Below are 20,234 nucleotides of genomic sequence, written 5' to 3'. Positions count from 1 at the left end.
GGTCGACGACACAGGCGCAAAATGCTCGGGCTCACGAAAGATTGCGCTGATGCTATCAGAGACGCAGGCGCCCGCCACGACTGCGTGCGGCTCCCAGGCCATGAGGCAACAGGCTGGAACGGGTATGGGCATGGCAAATGGCGATGGCCAGGGCGTCGGAAGCGTCGATCTGCGGCTTGCTGACCAGTTTCAGCAGGTGCATCACCATCATTTGCACCTGCTCCTTGTTCGCCGCCCCCGTCCCAACGACCGCCTGCTTGACCTGGGTCGCGGTGTATTCGGCGATTTCCAGGTTTTCCTCGGCTCCGGCGACAATGGCCGCCCCACGAGCCTGCCCCAGCTTCAGGGCAGAATCGGCGTTGCGCGCCATGAAGACCTTTTCGATGCCCATGGTAACCGGGCCGTAGGTCTGGATGACTTCGCGCACGCCGCGATAAACGATCTGCAAGCGCTCATGCAACTCACCGGCACCGGTGCGGATACAGCCTGAAGCGACGTACACGCAGCCGCGCCCGGTATCACGAACCACGCCGTAGCCGGTGATGCGCGAACCGGGGTCGATACCAAGGATTAAAGTCATAACGCCTGCGATTTGAAGGGGGGTTACCTGGACCCGTGGGAGCGGGCTTGCTCGCGAAGAGGCCGTCACATCCGACTAAGTGTCGACTGATGCACCGTATTCGCGAGCAAGCCCGCTCCCACCTTGGTACTCATGCTGCTGGATAAAAGATTATCAACCTAGTTGCTCAGCCACCGACTCCGGGATGTCGGCGTTAGAGTAGACGTTCTGCACATCGTCCAGGTCTTCGAGCATGTCGATCAGCTTGAGCACCTTCTCAGCGCCCTCCAGGTCCAGTTCGGCGCTGGTGGTCGGTTGCATGACGATTTCCGCGTCGGCAGGCGCAAAACCGGCAGCCTCCAGGGCATTGCGCACGGCGTAGAAGCTGGCGAACGAGGTGAACACGTCGAAGGAACCGTCTTCATGACTGACCACGTCATCGGCGTCGGCTTCCAAGGCCGCTTCCGTCAGGGCATCTTCATCAAGGCCCGGCGCGAAACTGATCTGCCCCTTGCGCTCGAACAGGTACGCCACCGAACCGTCGGTGCCCAGGTTGCCCCCGCATTTGCTGAAGGCATGACGCACGGCGGCGGCGGTACGGTTGCGGTTGTCGGTCATGCACTCGACCATCACCGCTACGCCACCCGGGCCGTAACCTTCGTAGGTCAGCTCTTCCACGTTGTCGGCTTCGGTCGCGCCCGCGCCACGGGCGATAGCGCGGTCGATGATGTCGCGACTCATGTTCGCACCCAGCGCCTTGTCCAGGGCCAGGCGCAAGCGTGGATTGGAACCCGGATCGCCGCCACCCTGGCGGGCAGCGACCGTCAGCTCACGAATCCACTTGGTGAATATCTTTGCCCCTCTTGGCATCCTGACGTTCTTTGCGGTGCTTGATGTTCGCCCACTTGGAATGACCTGCCATAACTCGCTCCGGTTTCTCTTTGCAACATTGCCCGCCCTGCGCTCGCACAGTAGCCGGCAACCAAAAATATCGACCCCAATGAAAAGGCGCATCCGAAGATGCGCCTTCAGGTGTCGGCCTTACTCAGCCTTTGGCTGTTCACGCAGACGGATATGCAACTCGCGCAGAGCCTTGGCATCCACTACGCCCGGAGCCTGGGTCATGACATCGGCCGCGCTCTGGGTTTTCGGGAACGCGATCACTTCACGAATCGACTGGGCGCCGGTCATCAGCATCACCAGGCGGTCCAGACCAAAGGCCAGGCCACCGTGGGGCGGTGCACCGTACTTCAGCGCATCGAGCAGGAAGCCGAATTTCTCTTCCTGTTCCGCTTCGCTGATGCCCAGCAGACGGAAGACCGCCTGTTGCATTTCCTTGCGATGGATACGGATCGAACCGCCACCCAGCTCGGTGCCGTTCAAGACCATGTCGTAAGCGCGTGACAGAGCGGTGGCCGGGTTGGCCTCCAACGCCTCAGGCGAGCACTTCGGTGCGGTGAACGGATGGTGCAGCGCGGAGAAGCTGCCGTCGTCGTTCTCTTCAAACATCGGGAAGTCGACGACCCACATCGGTGCCCACTCACAGGTCAACAGCTTCAGGTCGTGACCCAGCTTGATGCGCAGTGCGCCCAGGGCCTCGCTGACGATCTTGGCCTTGTCGGCGCCGAAGAACACGATGTCGCCATCGACCGCGCCCACGCGATCGAGGATCACGTTCAGGTTGGCTTCAGGGATGTTTTTCACGATCGGCGATTGCAGGCCGTCAACACCTGCGGCGCGCTCGTTGACCTTGATGTACGCCAGACCCTTGGCACCGTAGATGCCGACGAACTTGGTGTAGTCATCAATCTGCTTGCGCGGCATGCTTGCCCCGCCTGGCACACGCAGGGCCGCGATCCGGCATTTCGGGTCGTTGGCCGGGCCGCTGAAGACCTTGAAGTCGACGTCCTTGAGTTGGTCGGCCACGTCCACCAGTTCCAGCGGGTTACGCAGGTCCGGCTTGTCGGAACCGTAGCGACGCATGGCCTCTTCGAAGGTCATGTGCGGGAACTCACCGAACTCCAGACCCAGCACTTCCTTGAACAGGTTGCGGATCATGCCTTCGGTCAGGCCCATGATGTCTTTTTCGTCGAGGAAGCTGGTCTCGATGTCGATCTGAGTGAATTCAGGCTGACGGTCGGCACGCAGGTCTTCGTCGCGGAAACACTTGGCGATCTGGTAGTAGCGGTCGAAGCCGGCCACCATCAGCAGTTGCTTGAACAGCTGCGGCGATTGCGGCAAGGCGAAGAAGCTGCCGGGGTGGGTACGGCTCGGCACCAGGTAGTCGCGAGCACCTTCAGGCGTCGCGCGGGTCAGGATCGGCGTTTCGACGTCGAGGAAGCCGTTCTCGTCCAGGTAACGACGGATGCTGGTGGTCATGCGCGAACGCAGACGCAGCTTCTCGGCCATTTCCGGGCGACGCAGGTCGATGAAGCGGTAGCGCAGGCGGGTTTCTTCGCCCACGTCGGAGTATTCGTTGAGCGGGAACGGCGGGGTTTCCGCTTCGTTGAGCACTTCCAGCTCATAGCCCAGCACTTCGATCATGCCTGAGGTCATGTTGGCGTTGCCGGCGCCGGCCGGGCGCAAGCGCACCTTGCCGGTGATCTTGACCACGTATTCGCTGCGCACGCGGTCGGCGGCGGCGAAGGTTTCAGCGCGGTCCGGATCGAACACTACCTGGGCCAGGCCTTCACGATCACGGATATCGAGGAAAATCACCCCGCCATGGTCACGGCGACGATGGACCCATCCGCAAAGAGTAACTTCCTGACCTTCCAGGCTTTCGTTCAGTTGGCCGCAATAATGGCTGCGCATCATGGTAGTGGTTTCACTTCTCGTAATTCGAAATTCGGTTGGAGGCCCTGCCCGTGCAAGAACTCGCGCGTGTTCAACTCAGTCAGCTTTGTCGCCACCGGCCAGGTTCTTCTTGGCGCCGGTCTTGAAGTCGGTTTCATACCAGCCGGTGCCGCCGAGGCGGAAACCTGGCATGGACAGCATCTTTTTCAGTTCTGGCGCCTGGCAGGCAGGGCAATCGACCAGCGGTGCCGCGCTGATCTTTTGAATGGCTTCCATCTGATGACCACAGGAAGCACATTGATAGTCGTACATCGGCATGGGGGTTGTCTCGGCGATCAGGTTACTCGCGCAAAGGCTGGGCTTTGCGGCAAAGAGCGGGATTATATCCATTAAATGCGGCCTGTGCAGCCGTAAGACGGCACAGGCCGCTACCGGCCGGGTTCAGCCACTGACAGGCGCCACGCATTCATCACGCCAATGACGCCCCACGGCCTCTGCCCCTGCCTCCTTCAAACTGTGCACCACACAAACCACGCGCACGAAACCGCTGAAGTTGCGCACCCCGCCATGGCGCAGATGCACTTCCCGGTCAACATGGGACAGCAGAGTACTGACGGAACAGCTGTTGAGCTGGGCCATGTCACCGAGAATATCCCAATAGACCTGCTCAAGCCGAAGACAGGTGGCGAACCCGTTCAGGCGGATCGATCGGGCCAGAGGGCGGGCCAATTGCATATCGAACCCTCGGACGAACGGGTCGATGGTAATAGGGTGAAAGTGCCCATGCACACCCTCCCCGGGTTCTTTTCCTTGAATCATACCGTTGACACTCCTTTGCCATACGAGCCTCTCAGTTGGAACAACCAATCTGTGGCTCTATGGAAGCTCAACGGCATCGCCAGTTCCAGATGACTTTATGACCATCGGCGTAGGACAAGCCAGCAGCAGGCAGGCGACGAATTACAACGTCCTACACAAAGTGCCGGCGACAACGCCAACCGCCCCGTCATCGCCAGGCCTGGCGCTTACCGGTCTTCCAGCAGCGAGCGCAACATCCAGGCGGTTTTTTCATGGACCTGCATGCGCTGGGTCAGTAGATCAGTGGTCGGTTCGTCACTGACCTTGTCCGACAAAGGAAGGATGCTGCGGGCCGTACGCGTCACGGCTTCCTGACCCTCGACCAACTGGCGGATCATGTCTTCGGCGCCAGGCACACCCTCCTCTTCCTTGATAGAAGACAAACGCGCATACACGGAATAGGCACCCGGCGCGGGAAAGCCGAGGGCACGAATGCGTTCGGCAATCAGGTCCACCGCCAGCGCCAGTTCGTTGTATTGCTCCTCGAACATCAGGTGCAGGGTGCGAAACATCGGTCCTGTGACGTTCCAGTGAAAATTATGGGTCTTGAGGTACAAGACATAGGTGTCCGACAGCAGGCGTGAAAGCCCGTCGACGATGGACTTGCGATCTTCTTCACTGATCCCGATATCAATTGCCATGGTGGTTGATCTCCTTGCGGTAATGAATTCGACAGCGGCTCTTGCACTTTAGCGACTCTTGCACTCTAGCGGGTGTTGCCGCCGGCAGCCTGCGACAAATCGCCAGCCCTCCTGAACCGACAAGCCGCAACACCGGACGGTTCCGATGAGGCGGGAAGATTCAACGTCTTTGCCTGTTGCCTGGCGCCCTTGCGCCGACGAACAGCGCGGTACGGATTTGAGAAGGCCGGGGCTTTGCTGTTAAATAGGCAGTGTGTCGCTACGCCTATTTTTCCGGGCATGGCGCATAGGCTGATTCGGGAATGTGTCCAACGCCTCTCTATTGTTCCGAAGCGAACCGCCCCGACCAGCTCTTCCTTGTGATCCGTCTTAACCGTGAGTCAATCAAAATGTTGAAAATCGTCCACTTGCTAATGGGCGCAGCTGCCCTGCTGCTGTCCTTCATCCCTAGCCTGGGTTCCGAAGCCACGCCTTACCTGCAACATCCCGATGCGCTTTACCTGGCCTTTTTCGGCCTGCTCAACCTCACCCTTGCACCTGTTATCCCCTACTGGAACAAAGGCCCACGTCATCAACTGCAAAACCTGGTCAGCGTCTTGCTGGTGCTGGCCGTTGCCCTGCAAACCCTGACCCTGCTGGCGCCCATGCCGCAAATCGCCGGTCAACCGGCCGTGCTGTTCAGCCTGACCGCAGCACTGCTCGCCGTGGCACTGCACCTGGCTGTCAGCTTCTACAAGAAGTCGTCACCGGCCGCCGCACCGCAGAACTACGACATGTCCAACCGCGATACCGGCACCGTGAAGTGGTTCAACACGTCCAAGGGGTTCGGTTTCATCTCCCGCGACTCCGGCGATGACATTTTTGTGCATTTCCGAGCCATTCGTGGCGAAGGCCACCGCGTTCTGGTCGAAGGCCAGCGCGTGGAGTTCTCCGTAATGAACCGCGACAAGGGCCTGCAGGCCGAAGATGTGATCGCCGCGCTACCGCGCCGCTGATCCCAAGCGTAAAAAAACCGCGATGCAGCCGGGCTGCTCGCGGTTTTTTATCGTCTGTCGTTCCGGTCGGTCAGTAGTGAGGCGGAGGCGCTTCTTCTTCGAAGGTTTCGAATTGCCCGGCCATCTCTTCCTGGCGCTTGAGCAAAGCGGCCATTTGCAGCTGCAGACGCTCGACCACTCGCTGCTGCCCCACCAGCACGTCATTTAATGCCTGGATAGTGTCATCCTGAAACGCCAGGCGGCTTTCCAGATCCGTTACACGCTCTTCAAGGTTCATGGTCTCAGTCCTCCAGAAACTTGAAATCATCGGTCAGGGCCGCTCGCAGTCTGTCGCGAATGACCGTCACCTGTTCAGTAGTATAAGGCCTGGCCGGGTGCTTGCCCCAGACCGGCGCTGGCCAGGCCGCGTCATCACGTTTGCGCACGATGACGTGCATGTGCAACTGGCTGACGACGTTACCCAAGGTTGCAACGTTCAGTTTGTCAGCGTTGAACGAGTCCTTGAGGGTTTCGGCCAGGACCGTGGTTTCTTTCCATAGCTGCCGCTGGTCAGCGTCATCCAATTGAAACAATTCGCTGATACTTTCCCGTCGCGGCACGAGGATGAACCACGGGTAATTGGAGTCGTTGGACAAGAGCAACCGGCACAGCGGGAAATCACCCATGACCAACGTGTCTTGTTGCAGTTGTGGATCTAAAGCAAACACCGCGCACACTCCTCGCTGGTTATCGTTTTTACCCGACGCAGCAGGCCTGCGTTGGATACAGAAGCGCAGCATACCCTCGAACGCCGAAGGGTTCACTGCGTACAGTCATGACCCTGTCCGATGCTTTTTTTAGAGCGCACGCACCAACTCAGCGCAGCCAGTAACACACAGGCCTGAGACGGGCGTTGCGCACACTGCCTCCCGCACCGAGCCTGTAAAATTTTCGTACAAGGTAAAGATTTTTTGCACCAAAACAGCACAACGCGTCTACGCTCAGTGCACGAAGCATCCGTGATCTACCCACCCGGCAGGGTGAACCGGTAACGTTTTTAGTTGTCGCGAGGCGTTTAGCGGCTGTAAACACGAGAGCGGCACAGCAGTCAACCCTAATTAAAACAAGGCCTTTGGAGCCCGGTTTCATGAGGTTTCACCGCGCCAGCAGGAAGAATGTGAAAAAAACGTGAACAGAAACCGGGTTTGAGCATGCTTGTTGCATTCATCCCCACCATCGTCTACAGGGCACCGCTGCAAGCGCGAACCTGCAGGCTTGAGAATAAAGTGGCAAGGCTGCCCTCAAGGAGCTTCAAGCGCAGTAATAAAGGACTCTTTGCACCGTCGCCGGAAAAAAGAAGCAACTTCGAGTTGTAAGTCCGATTGCGCCGGAACAGCCGAAATACGACATGGATCGAGCCATAGGCGACAGGGTCGTAAAGAAGCTGAAAGATTGGATGGGCAAGTATCGCCAATGAATGTCGTCGTGATATAAGTTCGCGCCGACACAAAAAGAAAGAGCCGCCCAGATAAAAAAACAGGTGGGACGGCAAGACTCTATCTAAAAACCAAAGGAGCAAATCACGATGCGCGTGATGAAGTGGAGCATGATCGCACTGGCTGTATCGGCCAGTACCTCGCAGTTCGCAATGGCCTCTTCCCAGGAAGAATCCAAGGGCTTTTTTGAAGATCAGAGCCTGAACGTTCTGACCCGTATGCTGTACATGAATCGTGATTTCAAGAATAACCCGGGTGGCCAGAGCTATCGTGAAGAAACCGGCCTTGCTGCGCGCGCCACATACGAGTCGGGCTTCACCCAAGGTACCGTTGGTTTCGGTGTAGACGCCTTGGTCAACGGCATGGTCAAACTGGACAGCGGTCGTGGCCGCACCGGTAATGGCATCTTCGGTAACGATAGCGATGGCCGACCAGAAGACACCCAATCCATTGGTGGTGGAGCGGTCAAGTTCCGTGTCTCTGACACCGTTCTGAAATACGGCAGCCAATACGTTGGCAGCCCGGTTCTCGCCACCGACGACAGCCGTCTGCTGCCGGAAATCGCCACCGGCACCATGATCACCAGCAAAGAAATTGAAGGCCTGGAGCTGAGCGCTGGCCGGTTTACCGCGATCAGCGGACAGAACCACATGGGTCACGACAGCATCAATGGCACCGGTCTGAAATCCGCTGATATCGCTGGTGCAACCTATCAATTCACCGAGAATTTTGTAGCTGGCGTTGCCGCTTCCGACGTTGAAGACCACTACAAAAAGAAATACATCAACCTGAACTACACCCTGCCGATCAGCGAAGATCAGTCCCTGAACTTCGATTTCAACGGCTATGACAGCAAGGATCAAGGCCAGAAACTCAGCGGTGACGTTGACAACCGTATCTGGTCCCTTGCAGCTGCCTATTCCATCGGTGCCCACAAGTTCACCCTGGCTCACCAGCGCTCCACCGGCGATACCGGCTACGTTTACGGCGCCGACGGCAACGGTACTATTTTCCTCTCCAACTCCGTCCAGTACTCCGACTTCAACGGCGCAGACGAGCGTTCGTGGCAGGCTCGCTACGACTTGAACATGAAGACCTACGGCGTTCCAGGCCTGAGCTTCATGACTCGTTACATCACCGGTGACAACATTGAGACTGGCGGCGAAGAAGGCAAAGAGCACGAGTTGGACTTCGAGACCAAATACGTCATGCAGAGCGGTCCAGCCAAAGACCTGTCTTTCCGCATTCGTAGCGCGTTCTACCGCACAAATAGCTCTTACAACGCTATCAATGGTGCCGACAACAACGACTTCCGCTTCATCGTCGAATACCCTCTGAGCATCTTGTAATTCAGCGGTCATTCGATAGTTACACCGGCAACAAATAAAAAACCGCTCACCTGATTCAGGTGAGCGGTTTTTTTGTGCCCATCATATGTCAGCTTAAAAGCAACTTCGTAATTAGCAAGCTAACTAACATTAGCCTCATGAGCCGAAGCGTTACTGCGCTGCCCCTTCGTGGACCATACGAATAACCCGCTGTGGAAACGGAATATCAATTCCCGCGTCCTTCAACCGATCCCGGGCCTGTTCATTGAACATGAACATCACGCTCCAGTAATCCGCCGTCTTGACCCATGCCCGCAATGACACCGTGATCGAACTGTCGCCCAAGGTGGAAATCACCGCTTCCGGCGCCGGATCGGCCAGTACACGCTCGTCCTTGGCCAGTTCCAACAACACTTCACGAGCCTTTTGCAGGTCCGCTTGGTAATCCACGCCGACATCGAACACCACTTTGCGGGTCGGCTGGCGATTGGTGTTGATGATGATGCCGTTCGACAGGTTGCCGTTGGGCACGATGACGGTTTTGTTGTCACCGGTACGAATCACGGTATGGAAGATCTGGATGCTGTCGACCGTACCGGCCACGCCCTGGGCTTCGATCCAGTCACCGATGCGGAACGGGCGGAACAACAGAATCAGCACACCACCGGCGAAGTTCGCCAGGCTGCCCTGCAATGCCAAGCCGATCGCCAGGCCCGCCGCACCGATAGCCGCGATGAACGAGGTGGTCTCAATGCCGATCATCGACGCCACGCTGACGATCAGCAGGATCTTGAGGATGATGTTCGCCAGGTTACTGATAAACCCTTGCAGCGCCAGGTCGGCATTGCGCAGTGCCAGCAGTCCGCCGAGTTTGCGGGTTACCTTGTTGATCAGCCACCAGCCAATGGCCAGCGTAATCACCGCCAGCAGCACGCGGCTGCCGTACTCCATGATCATGGGGATCCAGGCCTCGGACGCCTTGATCAAGTTGTCCACTTCAGCGTTCAGGTCCATCTACCTCTCCTTCTATTGCCGTAACCACGAAAGACCGGGCGAAGCATTGTGAAAAGAGCGTTTGCCTCTCGCCACAATGCCTCTGTGCAACCGGCTGTCAGTCACGGAAGTTATTGAACTGCAAAGGCATGCCGAATTCCTTGCCCCGCAGTGCCGCGATGGCTTCCTGCAAGTCATCACGCTTTTTGCCGGTGACACGCACTTGCTCGCCCTGGATGGCGGCTTGCACCTTGAGTTTGGCGTCCTTGATATGAGCAACGATTTTCTTCGCCAGTTCCTTATCGATGCCTTCCTTGAGCACGGCTTCCTGCTTCATCAGCTTGCCCGAGGCATAGGCGTCCTTGACCTCCAGGCACTGCACGTCGATCTTGCGCTTGACCAGGGCCAGCTTGAGGATCTCGATCATTGCCTCAAGCTGGAAGTCGGCCTCAGCGGTCAGGTTGACGGTCAGGTCCTTCTCCTTGAACTCGAAACTGCCCTTGCCCTTGAGGTCATAACGACGGTCGAGTTCCTTGACGGCGTTTTCAACGGCGTTGGTGACTTCGTGTTTGTCCAGTTCGGATACCACGTCGAATGACGGCATGTAGTGTTCTCCAATAAAAAAGACGCGCCCGTAACAAAGGCGCGTGCTTGGCTTGTGGTTAAAATCGGGCTCATTATAACGGGTCTTTTCCTGTCGACACTGCGAGCCCCCCGATGCCTGCGCCAAACCGAGTAAAAAACTGATGCCTACTACCTGGCATGTCCTGGGGGCCGGCAGCCTCGGCACGTTGTGGGCGGCGCGCCTGGCCCGGGCCGGTCTGCCGGTGCGGCTGGTACTGCGCAATGAACAACGGTTGCAGGCCTATCGGGCCGCCGGTGGCCTGACGCTGGTGGAACAGGGCCAGGCCCAGCATTACCCGGTACCTGGGCAAACAGCCGACGCCCCCGAGCCGATCAAACGCCTGCTCCTGGCCTGCAAAGCCTATGATGCCGAAGCGGCCGTGGCTTCCGTGGCCCATCGCCTGAGCGCCGATGCGGAGCTGATCCTGCTACAGAACGGCCTCGGCAGTCAGGACGCGGTCGCCAATCGTGTTCCCCAGGCCCGTTGCATCAGTGCCTCCAGTACCGAAGGAGCGTTCCGCGACGGTGACTGGCGCGTGGTGTTCGCCGGCCACGGCTATACCTGGCTGGGCGATCCCGCCCACCCGGTGGCACCGATCTGGCTGGACGACCTCACCGCCGCCGGTATACCCCACGAATGGACGGCGGACATCCTCACCCGGCTCTGGCGCAAACTGGCGCTCAACTGTGCGATCAACCCGCTGACCGTCCTGCATCACTGCAGGAACGGCGGCTTGCAGGCGCATCACTGCGAAGTGGCGACCCTCTGCGCAGAACTTACGGACCTGCTGGAGCGCTGCGGCCAGCCCATGGCGGCCGAAGACCTGCAGCCGGAAGTCGAACGGGTCATCCAGGCCACTGCCGCCAACTACTCCTCGATGTACCAGGACGTCGCCCATGGGCGCCGCACCGAAATCAGCTACTTGCTCGGCCACGCTTGCAAGGTTGCCGGGCGCCATCGGTTGGCGGTGCCACATCTGGAACAATTGCGCCAGCGACTGATTGCCCACTTGAACAACCTCGGATTGCCCGGCGACTGAGCAGCGGCTACGCTGGCCCTCGTGTTCCTTTTAAACGAAGAGTCCGATGCCATTGCGCCAGCGCCTTGAAAACCTCCCGGTCGGCCAGAAACTGCTGGCCGCCCTGCTGGTGTTGTTGACCACCGTACTGCTGGTGGCCAACCTGACCTTTATCAGCGCCGCCTATTACATCTCCCAGGAAAGCATGGCGCCCCAGGCCCTGCAGACCATCGGTCGGCTGGTGGCCAACCCGAGCCTGATCGCCGACGCCCTGCAATCACCCCAAACTGCCCAGCGCCTGCTGGATGAGCTCAACAGCTATGCACCGCTGCGGGCCGCTGCGTTGTATGACGGCGAGGGTGCACGCCTGGCGCAACTGCACCAGGGCGAAAAGCTCAAGCTGCCGGACCATTACCGCCATATGCAGGCGTGGCAAGCCAGTGAGTTTCGCAGCAATCAGGTCATCACCCTGCCCCGTCCGGGGACGGCGCCGGGTCATCTGTTACTGGTGGCCAGCAGCGAACTGCCGACGGCGTTCTACACCGGCACCCTGACCGCCAGCCTCGGCATCCTGATTTTCAGCGTGTTGCTGTGGCTGGTCATTGCCCAGCAGATCAAGCGCCTGATTACTCGACCGATTCATCAGCTCGAAGAGCTGTCGCGCCAGGTCACCCGCGAGGAGAACTATTCCCTGCGCGCCGCCCGCGGCAACCACGACGAAATCGGCAGCCTGGCCGAGGCGTTCAACACCATGCTCTCGCGGATCGAAGCCCGGGAGCAGCAACTCAAACGCGCGCGGGACGATTCCCAGGCCGCCTACGACCAGGCCCAGGGCCTGGCCGAAGAAACCCGTCACACCAATCGCAAGCTGGAACTGGAAGTCCAGGTGCGCAGCAAGATCGAGAAAAAGCTCACCGGCTTTCAGAACTACCTCAACAGTATTATCGACTCCATGCCCTCGGCCCTGATCGCCCTCGACGAACAGCTGTATGTCACCCAATGGAACCAGGAAGCCAGCGCCCTTTCGGGCACGCGCCTGGACGAGGCGCTGAACCAGCCGATCTTCCTCGCCTTCGAACCGCTCAAGCCTTACCTGCCACAGCTCAAGCAAACGGTGGAACAGCATACGGTGGCGAAGATCGAACGCGTCACCTGGACCAAGGACGACGAGGCCCGGCACTACGCCCTCACCTTCTATCCACTGATGGGCGGTGCCGGGCGCGGCGTGGTGATCCGCATCGATGACATCACCCAGCGCCTGTCGCTGGAAGAAATGATGGTGCAGTCGGAGAAGATGCTCTCGGTCGGCGGCCTCGCGGCGGGCATGGCCCATGAAATCAACAACCCGCTGGGTGCCATCCTGCACAACGTGCAAAACATCCGTCGGCGTCTTTCGCCAGAACTGCCGAAGAACATCGAACAGGCCGAACAACTGAATATCGAACTGCAAAGGGTGAACCTTTACCTGCAAAGCCGGGAAATCCCGCAGTTGCTCGATGGCATCCAGCAGGCCGGCGCCCGGGCGGCGAAAATCGTCACCCACATGCTCAGCTTCAGCCGGCGCAGTACCCGGCAGATGGCCCCCTGCGACCTGCCGGCACTGATCGACCAGGCGGTGGAGATCGCCGGGAACGACTTCGACCTGGCGATCGGTTTCGACTTCAAGGGCCAGGCGATCATCCGGCAGTTCGACCCGAACCTGGGCCCGGTGCCCGGCACCGCCAACGAGCTGGAGCAGGTACTGCTCAATCTGCTGAAAAACGCCGCCCAGGCGATCCACCAACGCCAGGACGACAGCGAACCCGGCCGGATTATCCTGCGCACGCGGCTGAACCCACCGTGGGCAGAGATCCAGGTGGAGGACAACGGCATCGGCATGAGCGAAAACGTGCGTAAACGCACCTTCGAGCCGTTCTTCACCACCAAGGAAATCGGCCAAGGGACCGGGCTGGGGCTGTCGGTGTCGTATTTCATCATCACCAATAACCACAAGGGCCAGATGGAAGTGCAGTCGGCACCGGGCCAGGGCACCTGCTTCACCTTGCGCCTGCCGTTGACTGGCACTTCAATGGTGCCGCAGGAACACAAGCAACTGGAGCGCTGAACATGGGTTTTCGCCTGTCGAAGATTTACACCCGCACCGGCGACAAAGGTGAAACAGGGTTGGGAGATGGTCGCCGCGTAGCCAAGGACCATCCACGGGTCGAAGCCATTGGCGAGGTGGACACGCTCAACAGTCAGTTGGGATTGTTGCTCGCCAGCCTCACGGTAGAGGCCGCTGAATATCCGGCGCTACAGGAGCTGATCGAGGTCCTGGCGCCTTGTCAGCACCGGCTGTTCGACCTGGGCGGTGAACTGGCGATGCCAGCTTATCAGGCCTTGAACGTGCTGGAAGTCGAGCGCCTGGAAGCAGCAATCGATGCATGGAACGAAGAAGTGGGACCGCTGGAGAATTTCATCCTGCCCGGCGGCTCGACACTGATCGCCCAGGCCCACGTCTGCCGCAGCCTGGCCCGTAGCGCCGAACGCCGTTGCCAGCAGTTGAACGCCGTCGAGCCGTTGGCCGGGCCGGGGCTGGCGTATATCAATCGGTTGTCGGATCTGTTGTTCGTCGCCGCGCGGGTCATTGCCCGGCGACAAGGGGTGGCGGAGGTGCTGTGGGTGGCGGCTGCCAAGCCTGGGGACTGAGCAGAGAAATTTATCGCCTGTCAGGCCGTCTTCGCGAGCAAGCCCGCTCCCACAGTGGATCTCTGCCAGGCACAGAAGTTTTGTCCATCGCAGATTCCATGTGGGAGCGGGCTTGCTCGCGAAGGGGCCGGCCGGCAGCCACCCCACCCAATCAAGCCTCCCACAGTGAACTTCTGCCAGCACAGAATTTTTGTCCATCGCAGATTCCATGTGGGAGCGGGCTTGCTCGCGAAGGGGCCGGCCGGCAGCCACCCCACCCAATCAAGCCTCCCACAGTGAATTTCTGCCAGGCACAGAATTTTTGTCCATCGCAGATTCCATGTGGGAGCGGGCTTGCTCGCGAAGGGGCCGGTAGCCACCCCACCCAATCAAGCCTCAGGCCAAAACGCCCGAATCCCCGCCACACCCTGCGCCCCGGCTTTCCAGGCTTTTTGCCGTTCGTCAGGCCCCACTCCGCCCAACAGATACACCGGCCTGTCGAAGCCCTCAATCAACCGCGAAGCCTCTTCCCAACCCAGCGGCTGGGCCTCGGGATGAGTCTGGGTCGGTTGTACCGGCGAGAGCGTCACGAAGTCCACGTCCATCTGCTGCGCCAGGGACAGCTCTTCGGCGCTGTGGCAGGAGGCGGCCAACCAACGGTCTTTGCCAAAAGGACGACCGGCTGCGGCATGCTTGCGCAATTGCGCGGCGGTAATGTGCCAGCCGGCGGAAGGGAAATCCCCCAGCCATTCAAAAGGCCCCTTGAGCATCAACTGGGCCTTGCCGGCGCACAAACCTGCCGCATCCACCGCCAGATCGCGATACTTCGGGTCGTAGCCGTTGGGCGCGCGCAACTGGAGCAGTTTGATCCCACCCGCGATAGCCTTTTGCATGCCGCGCAGCAGCTGCGGCGTTTCGAGGCCTTCAGGGGTAATCAAATATTCGCCGGGTAAACGAGCCGCTGCGACGATCGGCTGGTTGGCCGCCGGAAACTCATGGTTCAAAAGCTCACGGCTCGTGACCCAGGCCAGCGGTTGTCCTTCGGCACCATGGGGCTGGCCAGTGAATGCTGAGACTTCCCAGACATCCAGCAGTACCTGTTTATCCGGATAATCGTGGCGCACCTTGATCAATGGCCGGGCCGTACTGACCACAATGCCCAGTTCTTCATGAAGCTCTCGGGCCAGGGCGGTCTCGACGGACTCATCCGCCTCGACCTTGCCACCGGGAAACTCCCAAAGGCCGCCCTGGTGCTGAGTATCGGCCCGCCGGGCGATCAGGATTTTGCCGGCAGCGTCACGAATGACCGCCGCCGCTACATGAACTCGTTTCACCGCGCTGTTTCCTCCAGACCGGCCTGTTGCCACGCCTTGAACGCCGGCCATTGATAGATAGTTTCGACATAGGCCGCATCGACCTCGGGCAACTCCACCTGATAGGTGCGCAAGCGCACCGCCACCGGCGCGAAAAACACGTCGGCCAGGCTCAAGCGGCCAAACAGGTATGGCCCGGATTCAGTGGCCGCCGCACGGCATTCGGCCCACAGCGCCAGCATCCGCTGGATTTCCGCCAGGACGTCAGCCGGCATGGGCACCAGCGGCGCATCGCGGGCCAGGTCAAATGGCATGTTGCTGCGAATGGCAAAAAAACCGCTGTGCATTTGTGCACAGGCCGAACGCGCCTGAGCCCGGGCGGCTACGTCCCTGGGCCAGAGGCCGGCATCCGGGAACTGTTCGGCCAGGTATTCGGCAATCGCCAGGGAGTCGGCGATCACGCCAAACTCGGTCTTGAGCAACGGGACCTTGGCCGTGGCTGAATACTTGAGCAGTTTCTCGCGGGTGTCGGGCTGGTCGAGCCTGACCAGTTCCTCGGTGTACTTTGCACCGGTCAACGCCAGGGCCAGCGCACCGCGCAGGGACCAGGAGGAGAGGTGTTTGTCGCCGATGATCAGGTGCAGGCTCATGTGGATTCCTTTCTTGTGGTTTTTGGGTGTCTGTACTGGCGCCATCGCGAGCAAGCCCGCTCCCACAGGGGTTCTGTGAACGCCGCAGATCCAGTGTGGGAGCGAGCCTGCTCGCGATGGCAGCAACTCGGTCCCGAGCCGGTTAAGTCCGATACTCAGCGTTAATCTTCACATACTCGTGGGACAGGTCGGTAGTCCAGATCGTTTCGCTGCAATCACCACGCCCCAGCTCGATACGAATGGTGATTTCTTCCTGCTGCATCACCGCCGCGCCCTGGGCTTCGGTGTAGGTAGCGGCGCGTGCGCCTTGGCTGGCGATGCAGACTTCGCCAAGGAACACATCGATCTTGCTCACGTCCAGCTCCGGCACACCGGCACGGCCGACGGCGGCGAGGATCCGGCCCCAGTTCGGGTCGGAGGCGAACAGCGCGGTCTTGATCAGGGGCGAATGCGCCACGGTGTAGCCGACATCCAGGCATTCCTGATGGTTGCCGCCACCGTTGACCTGCACGGTCACGAACTTGGTCGCGCCTTCACCGTCACGGACGATGGCCTGGGCCACCTCCATGCACACGTCGAACACGGCCTGTTTGAGGGCGGTGAACAGCGCACCACTGGCTTCGGTAATTTCCGGCAGGTCAGCCTTGCCGGTGGCGATCAGCATGCAGCAGTCGTTGGTGGAGGTGTCGCCGTCAATGGTGATGCGGTTGAACGACTTGTTGGCGCCATCGAGCATCAGGTCCTGCAGCACCTGCCGGGAGACTTTGGCGTCAGTGGCGATGTAGCCGAGCATAGTCGCCATGTTCGGACGAATCATGCCGGCGCCTTTGCTGATGCCGGTGACGGTGACAGTCACGCCATCGTGCTGGAATTGACGACTGGCCCCTTTGGGCAGCGTGTCGGTGGTCATGATGCCGGTAGCGGCAGCGGCCCAGTTGTTTTCCGACAGGTCATCCAGAGCGGCCTGCAAGGCGCCTTCGATCTTCTCGACCGGCAACGGTTCGCCGATCACACCGGTGGAGTACGGCAGCACCTGGCTGGCGTCAACGCCGGCCAGTTCGGCCAGTTTGGCGCAAGTGCGCTCGGCGGCGACCAGGCCTGGGGCACCGGTGCCGGCGTTGGCGTTTCCGGTGTTGGTCAGCAGGTAACGCACCGAACCCTGGACACGTTGCTTGGCCAGGATGACGGGGGCCGCGCAAAAGGCGTTGAGGGTAAACACGCCGGCAACCGTCGAACCTTCGGCGCAACGCATGACCACGACATCCTTGCGCCCAGGGCGCTTGATGCCCGCCGAGGCGATACCGAGTTCAAAACCGGCAACCGGGTGCAACGTTGGCAACGGACCAAGACCAACAGCCATGAATGCGCTCCTAAATAGATGTAATCGAAGCCGTCTTCATTGAGACGACAAAACAAATGGCAAAACGCCGCGACGGCGGAAGGCCTGTCGCGGCGCGGGTCGTTCAGCGTTTGAAACGGGTGTTACTGAATCTGCCCGTGACAATGCTTGTATTTCTTGCCCGAACCGCAATAGCACAGTTCGTTGCGGCCCAGCTTCTGCTCGTTGCGTACCGGCGCGGTCGCCAGGGCAACATCCACCTCGGCGCCCTCCTCCTGGGCAACTTCCAGGCCTGGGGCCTGGGCGTGCTCGAACTGCATGCGCGCGGCCAAGGCTTCGGCTTCCTGTCGCAGACGGGCCTCTTCTTCGACCGGGTCTTCGCGGCGAACCTGAACGTGGGACAACACGCGGATCGAGTCGCGCTTGATCGAATCCAGCAGCTCGGAGAATAGCGTGAAGGACTCGCGCTTGTATTCCTGCTTGGGGTTCTTCTGGGCGTAACCACGCAAGTGGATACCGTGGCGCAAGTGATCCATGGTCGACAGATGGTCTTTCCACAGGTCGTCCAGCACCCGCAGCACGATCTGCTTCTCGAAGGAGCGCAGCGCTTCTTCGCCGGCCTGGTCTTCCTTCTCGTTGTACGCGGCGATCAGTTCGGCCAGCAGCTTCTCGCGCAGGGTTTCTTCGTACAGGTGATCGTCTTCGTCCAGCCATTGCTGGATCGGCAACGCCACGCCGAAGTCGCTCTGCAAGGCAGCCTCCAGACCGGCGACATCCCACTGCTCAGGCAGCGACTGCGGAGGAATGTGGGCGCTGATGGTTGCGTTGAGCACGTCCTGGCGGAAATCGGCGATGGTTTCGCCAATGTTGTCGGCGGCCAACAAACTGTTACGCATGTGATAAATCACTTTACGCTGTTCGTTGTTGACGTCGTCGAACTCCAGCAATTGCTTACGGATATCGAAGTTGCGGCCCTCGACCTTGCGCTGGGCTTTCTCGATGGCGTTGGTGACCATCCGGTGTTCGATCGCTTCGCCAGGCTGCATGCCCAAAGCCTTCATGAAGTTCTTCACCCGATCAGAGGCGAAGATACGCATCAGGCTATCTTCCAGCGACAGATAGAAGCGGCTGGAACCGGCATCGCCCTGACGACCGGCACGGCCACGCAACTGGTTGTCGATACGGCGCGATTCGTGACGCTCGGAAGCGATCACCTGCAAACCGCCGGACTCGAGCACCTGCTGATGACGCTTCTGCCAGTCGGCCTTGATCTGTGCGATTTGCTCGGGCGTCGGGTTTTCCAGGGAGGCGACTTCCACTTCCCAGTTGCCGCCCAACAGGATGTCGGTACCACGGCCGGCCATGTTGGTGGCAATGGTCAGCGCACCTGGGCGACCCGCCTGGGCGATGATCTCGGCTTCCTTTTCGTGGAACTTGGCGTTAAGGACCTTGTGCTCGATACCTTCCTTGTTGAGCAGGGCGGACATGTGCTCGGAGGTTTCGATCGTGGCGGTACCCACCAGGATCGGACGGCCCTGGGCCATGCATTCCTTGATGTCGGCGATGATCGCCGCGTACTTCTCATCGGCGGTGAGGAACACCAGGTCGTTGTAGTCTTTACGGGCCAGCGGCTTGTTAGGCGGGATCACCATCACTTGCAGGCCGTAGATCTGATGGAACTCGAACGCTTCGGTGTCGGCGGTGCCGGTCATGCCGGACAGCTTGTTGTACAGGCGGAAGTAGTTCTGGAAGGTGGTCGAGGCCAGGGTCTGGCTCTCAGCCTGGATGTTCAGACCTTCCTTGGCTTCGATGGCCTGGTGCAGGCCTTCGGACAGACGACGGCCCGGCATGGTCCGGCCGGTATGTTCATCCACCAGCACGACCTGGCCGTCCTGGACGATGTACTCGACATTGCGATGGAACAGCTTGTGGGCACGCAGGCCGGCATAGACGTGGGTCAGCAGGCCCAGGTTATGGGCCGAGTACAGGCTCTCGCCTTCGGCCAGCAGGCCGACACGGGTAAGCATTTCTTCGATGAACTGGTGACCGGCTTCGTTGAGCTCGACCTGACGGGTCTTCTCGTCGACCGTGTAGTGGCCGGCCTTGGTCACTTCACCCTCGACTTCTTCGACGTGAAGTTCCAGCTGCGGGATCAGCTTGTTGATCTCGATGTACAGCTTGGAACTGTCCTCGGCCTGACCGGAAATGATCAGCGGGGTACGGGCTTCGTCGATGAGAATGGAGTCGACTTCGTCGATTACCGAAAAATTGAGTTCGCGCTGGAACTTCTCTTCCAGGCTGAACGCCATGTTGTCGCGCAGGTAGTCGAAACCGAATTCGTTGTTGGTGCCGTAGGTGATGTCCGACGCGTAGGCGGCGCGCTTTTCTTCCGGCGGCTGGAACGGCGTGACCACGCCGACCGTCAGGCCGAGGAATTCATACAACGGGCGCATCCAGTTGGCGTCGCGGCGGGCCAGGTAGTCGTTGACCGTCACCACATGCACGCCCTTGCCGGACAGTGCGTTGAGGTAGACCGCCAGTGTTGCCACCAGGGTCTTGCCCTCACCGGTACGCATTTCGGCAATCTTGCCTTCGTGCAAGGTCATGCCGCCGATCAACTGAACGTCGAAGTGGCGCATGCCCATCACCCGCTTGCCGGCTTCACGGGCAACCGCAAAGGCTTCGGGCAGGAGCTGGTCAAGGGTTTCCCCCTTGGCGATGCGCTCCTTGAATTCGGCAGTCTTGGCGCGTAACTGATCGTCCGAAAGGGCCACCATTTGCTCTTCGAAGGCATTGACGATCTGTACCGTCTTGAGCATGCGTTTGACTTCACGCTCGTTCTTGCTTCCAAAAAGTTTCTTTAACAAAGGCGCAAACATATCGGCAGGATCTTCCACACTAAAGGGATGGAGGGCGGCCCCGTGAGTCGCCCGTGCAGCCCTCATGGCCGCATGCGAACGAGCATTCTACCCGGAAA

At 59.8% G+C, this 20,234-nt stretch carries 18 protein-coding genes and 1 pseudogene; 5 read left to right on the top strand and 14 right to left on the bottom strand.

Going from position 1 to position 20,234, the window contains the following annotated elements; all coding sequences use genetic code 11:
• Nucleotides 1-55: 55 nt before the first annotated feature.
• The 6 genes and pseudogenes from ruvC to PSH57_RS05910 all read right to left on the bottom strand — a co-directional run bounded on the left by ruvC (nucleotide 56) and on the right by PSH57_RS05910 (nucleotide 4,854).
• Entirely contained in the window at nucleotides 56-580 is a 525-nt protein-coding gene (gene ruvC, locus PSH57_RS05935) for a crossover junction endodeoxyribonuclease RuvC (RefSeq protein WP_030140802.1), read from the bottom strand.
• A gap of 153 nt (nucleotides 581-733) precedes the next feature.
• A pseudogene (locus PSH57_RS05930) lies at nucleotides 734-1,481 on the bottom strand (YebC/PmpR family DNA-binding transcriptional regulator).
• 119 nt (nucleotides 1,482-1,600) lie between these two features.
• Nucleotides 1,601-3,376: an aspartate--tRNA ligase gene (aspS, locus tag PSH57_RS05925; protein ID WP_305388424.1), complete on the bottom strand. Its 1,776-nt coding sequence runs from the start codon at nucleotides 3,374-3,376 to the stop codon at nucleotides 1,601-1,603.
• 75 nt (nucleotides 3,377-3,451) lie between these two features.
• The gene (locus tag PSH57_RS05920; protein WP_003178589.1) at nucleotides 3,452-3,673 is read right to left on the bottom strand and encodes an FmdB family zinc ribbon protein; all 222 of its coding nucleotides are present in this window, start codon (nucleotides 3,671-3,673) and stop codon (nucleotides 3,452-3,454) included.
• 123 nt (nucleotides 3,674-3,796) lie between these two features.
• The gene (locus PSH57_RS05915) at nucleotides 3,797-4,174 is read right to left on the bottom strand and encodes a ribbon-helix-helix domain-containing protein (protein ID WP_305388421.1); all 378 of its coding nucleotides are present in this window, start codon (nucleotides 4,172-4,174) and stop codon (nucleotides 3,797-3,799) included.
• Nucleotides 4,175-4,380: 206 nt separating this feature from the next.
• Complete coding sequence (locus PSH57_RS05910) at nucleotides 4,381-4,854, bottom strand: Dps family protein (RefSeq protein WP_305388419.1); 474 nt, start codon at nucleotides 4,852-4,854, stop codon at nucleotides 4,381-4,383.
• A 389-nt stretch (nucleotides 4,855-5,243) separates the two neighbouring features.
• On the opposite strand from PSH57_RS05910, the gene PSH57_RS05905 reads away from it, so the two are divergent.
• Nucleotides 5,244-5,849, top strand: a complete 606-nt coding sequence (locus tag PSH57_RS05905; protein WP_305388417.1) for a cold-shock protein — start codon at nucleotides 5,244-5,246, stop codon at nucleotides 5,847-5,849.
• Nucleotides 5,850-5,919: 70 nt separating this feature from the next.
• Here the strand turns inward: PSH57_RS05905 and PSH57_RS05900 are convergent, their stop codons facing one another.
• Nucleotides 5,920-6,126, bottom strand: a complete 207-nt coding sequence (locus PSH57_RS05900) for a SlyX family protein (RefSeq protein WP_214915133.1) — start codon at nucleotides 6,124-6,126, stop codon at nucleotides 5,920-5,922.
• Between the two features lie 4 nt (nucleotides 6,127-6,130).
• Nucleotides 6,131-6,556: an HIT family protein gene (locus PSH57_RS05895; RefSeq protein WP_256231349.1), complete on the bottom strand. Its 426-nt coding sequence runs from the start codon at nucleotides 6,554-6,556 to the stop codon at nucleotides 6,131-6,133.
• 857 nt (nucleotides 6,557-7,413) lie between these two features.
• Here PSH57_RS05895 and PSH57_RS05890 point away from each other — a divergent pair.
• Complete coding sequence (locus tag PSH57_RS05890; RefSeq protein ID WP_305388411.1) at nucleotides 7,414-8,673, top strand: OprD family porin; 1,260 nt, start codon at nucleotides 7,414-7,416, stop codon at nucleotides 8,671-8,673.
• A gap of 150 nt (nucleotides 8,674-8,823) precedes the next feature.
• Here the strand turns inward: PSH57_RS05890 and PSH57_RS05885 are convergent, their stop codons facing one another.
• Together PSH57_RS05885 and PSH57_RS05880 are read right to left on the bottom strand one after the other, a co-directional pair.
• Complete coding sequence (locus PSH57_RS05885) at nucleotides 8,824-9,666, bottom strand: mechanosensitive ion channel family protein (RefSeq protein ID WP_305388410.1); 843 nt, start codon at nucleotides 9,664-9,666, stop codon at nucleotides 8,824-8,826.
• A 97-nt stretch (nucleotides 9,667-9,763) separates the two neighbouring features.
• A complete protein-coding gene (locus PSH57_RS05880) occupies nucleotides 9,764-10,249 on the bottom strand; it encodes a YajQ family cyclic di-GMP-binding protein (RefSeq protein WP_003205057.1) in 486 nt (161 codons plus the stop codon).
• Nucleotides 10,250-10,391: 142 nt separating this feature from the next.
• On the opposite strand from PSH57_RS05880, the gene PSH57_RS05875 reads away from it, so the two are divergent.
• The 3 genes from PSH57_RS05875 to PSH57_RS05865 are packed head-to-tail and all read left to right on the top strand — an operon-like array spanning nucleotide 10,392 to nucleotide 13,976.
• Nucleotides 10,392-11,309 carry a putative 2-dehydropantoate 2-reductase gene (locus tag PSH57_RS05875; RefSeq protein ID WP_305388407.1) on the top strand — a complete coding sequence of 306 codons (918 nt, stop codon included), beginning with the start codon at nucleotides 10,392-10,394 and terminating at the stop codon, nucleotides 11,307-11,309.
• A 46-nt stretch (nucleotides 11,310-11,355) separates the two neighbouring features.
• The gene (locus PSH57_RS05870) at nucleotides 11,356-13,392 is read left to right on the top strand and encodes a sensor histidine kinase (RefSeq protein WP_305388405.1); all 2,037 of its coding nucleotides are present in this window, start codon (nucleotides 11,356-11,358) and stop codon (nucleotides 13,390-13,392) included.
• Between the two features lie 2 nt (nucleotides 13,393-13,394).
• Nucleotides 13,395-13,976, top strand: coding sequence for a cob(I)yrinic acid a,c-diamide adenosyltransferase (locus PSH57_RS05865; RefSeq protein ID WP_305388404.1), 582 nt, complete (start codon nucleotides 13,395-13,397; stop codon nucleotides 13,974-13,976).
• A gap of 368 nt (nucleotides 13,977-14,344) precedes the next feature.
• Here PSH57_RS05865 and PSH57_RS05860 read toward each other — a convergent pair whose 3' ends face one another.
• From PSH57_RS05860 to secA, 4 genes are all read right to left on the bottom strand, one after another.
• On the bottom strand, nucleotides 14,345-15,289 hold the full coding sequence (locus PSH57_RS05860) for a Nudix family hydrolase (RefSeq protein WP_305388402.1): 945 nt from the start codon (nucleotides 15,287-15,289) through the stop codon (nucleotides 14,345-14,347).
• A complete protein-coding gene (locus tag PSH57_RS05855) occupies nucleotides 15,286-15,918 on the bottom strand; it encodes a glutathione S-transferase family protein (protein WP_305388400.1) in 633 nt (210 codons plus the stop codon). Before PSH57_RS05855 ends, PSH57_RS05860 begins: the two co-directional genes overlap by 4 nt.
• A 142-nt stretch (nucleotides 15,919-16,060) precedes the next feature.
• Nucleotides 16,061-17,278, bottom strand: a complete 1,218-nt coding sequence (gene argJ / locus PSH57_RS05850) for a bifunctional glutamate N-acetyltransferase/amino-acid acetyltransferase ArgJ (protein WP_305388397.1) — start codon at nucleotides 17,276-17,278, stop codon at nucleotides 16,061-16,063.
• A 122-nt stretch (nucleotides 17,279-17,400) separates the two neighbouring features.
• Nucleotides 17,401-20,136 (bottom strand): preprotein translocase subunit SecA, encoded by a 2,736-nt coding sequence (secA, locus tag PSH57_RS05845; protein ID WP_305388396.1) that lies wholly within the window; start codon nucleotides 20,134-20,136, stop codon nucleotides 17,401-17,403.
• Nucleotides 20,137-20,234: the final 98 nt, after the last annotated feature.

This window comes from Pseudomonas hefeiensis (genome assembly GCF_030687835.1).
Taxonomy (GTDB): Bacteria; Pseudomonadota; Gammaproteobacteria; order Pseudomonadales; family Pseudomonadaceae; genus Aquipseudomonas; species Aquipseudomonas hefeiensis.
This window is presented reverse-complemented; position numbering and strand designations above follow the sequence as displayed.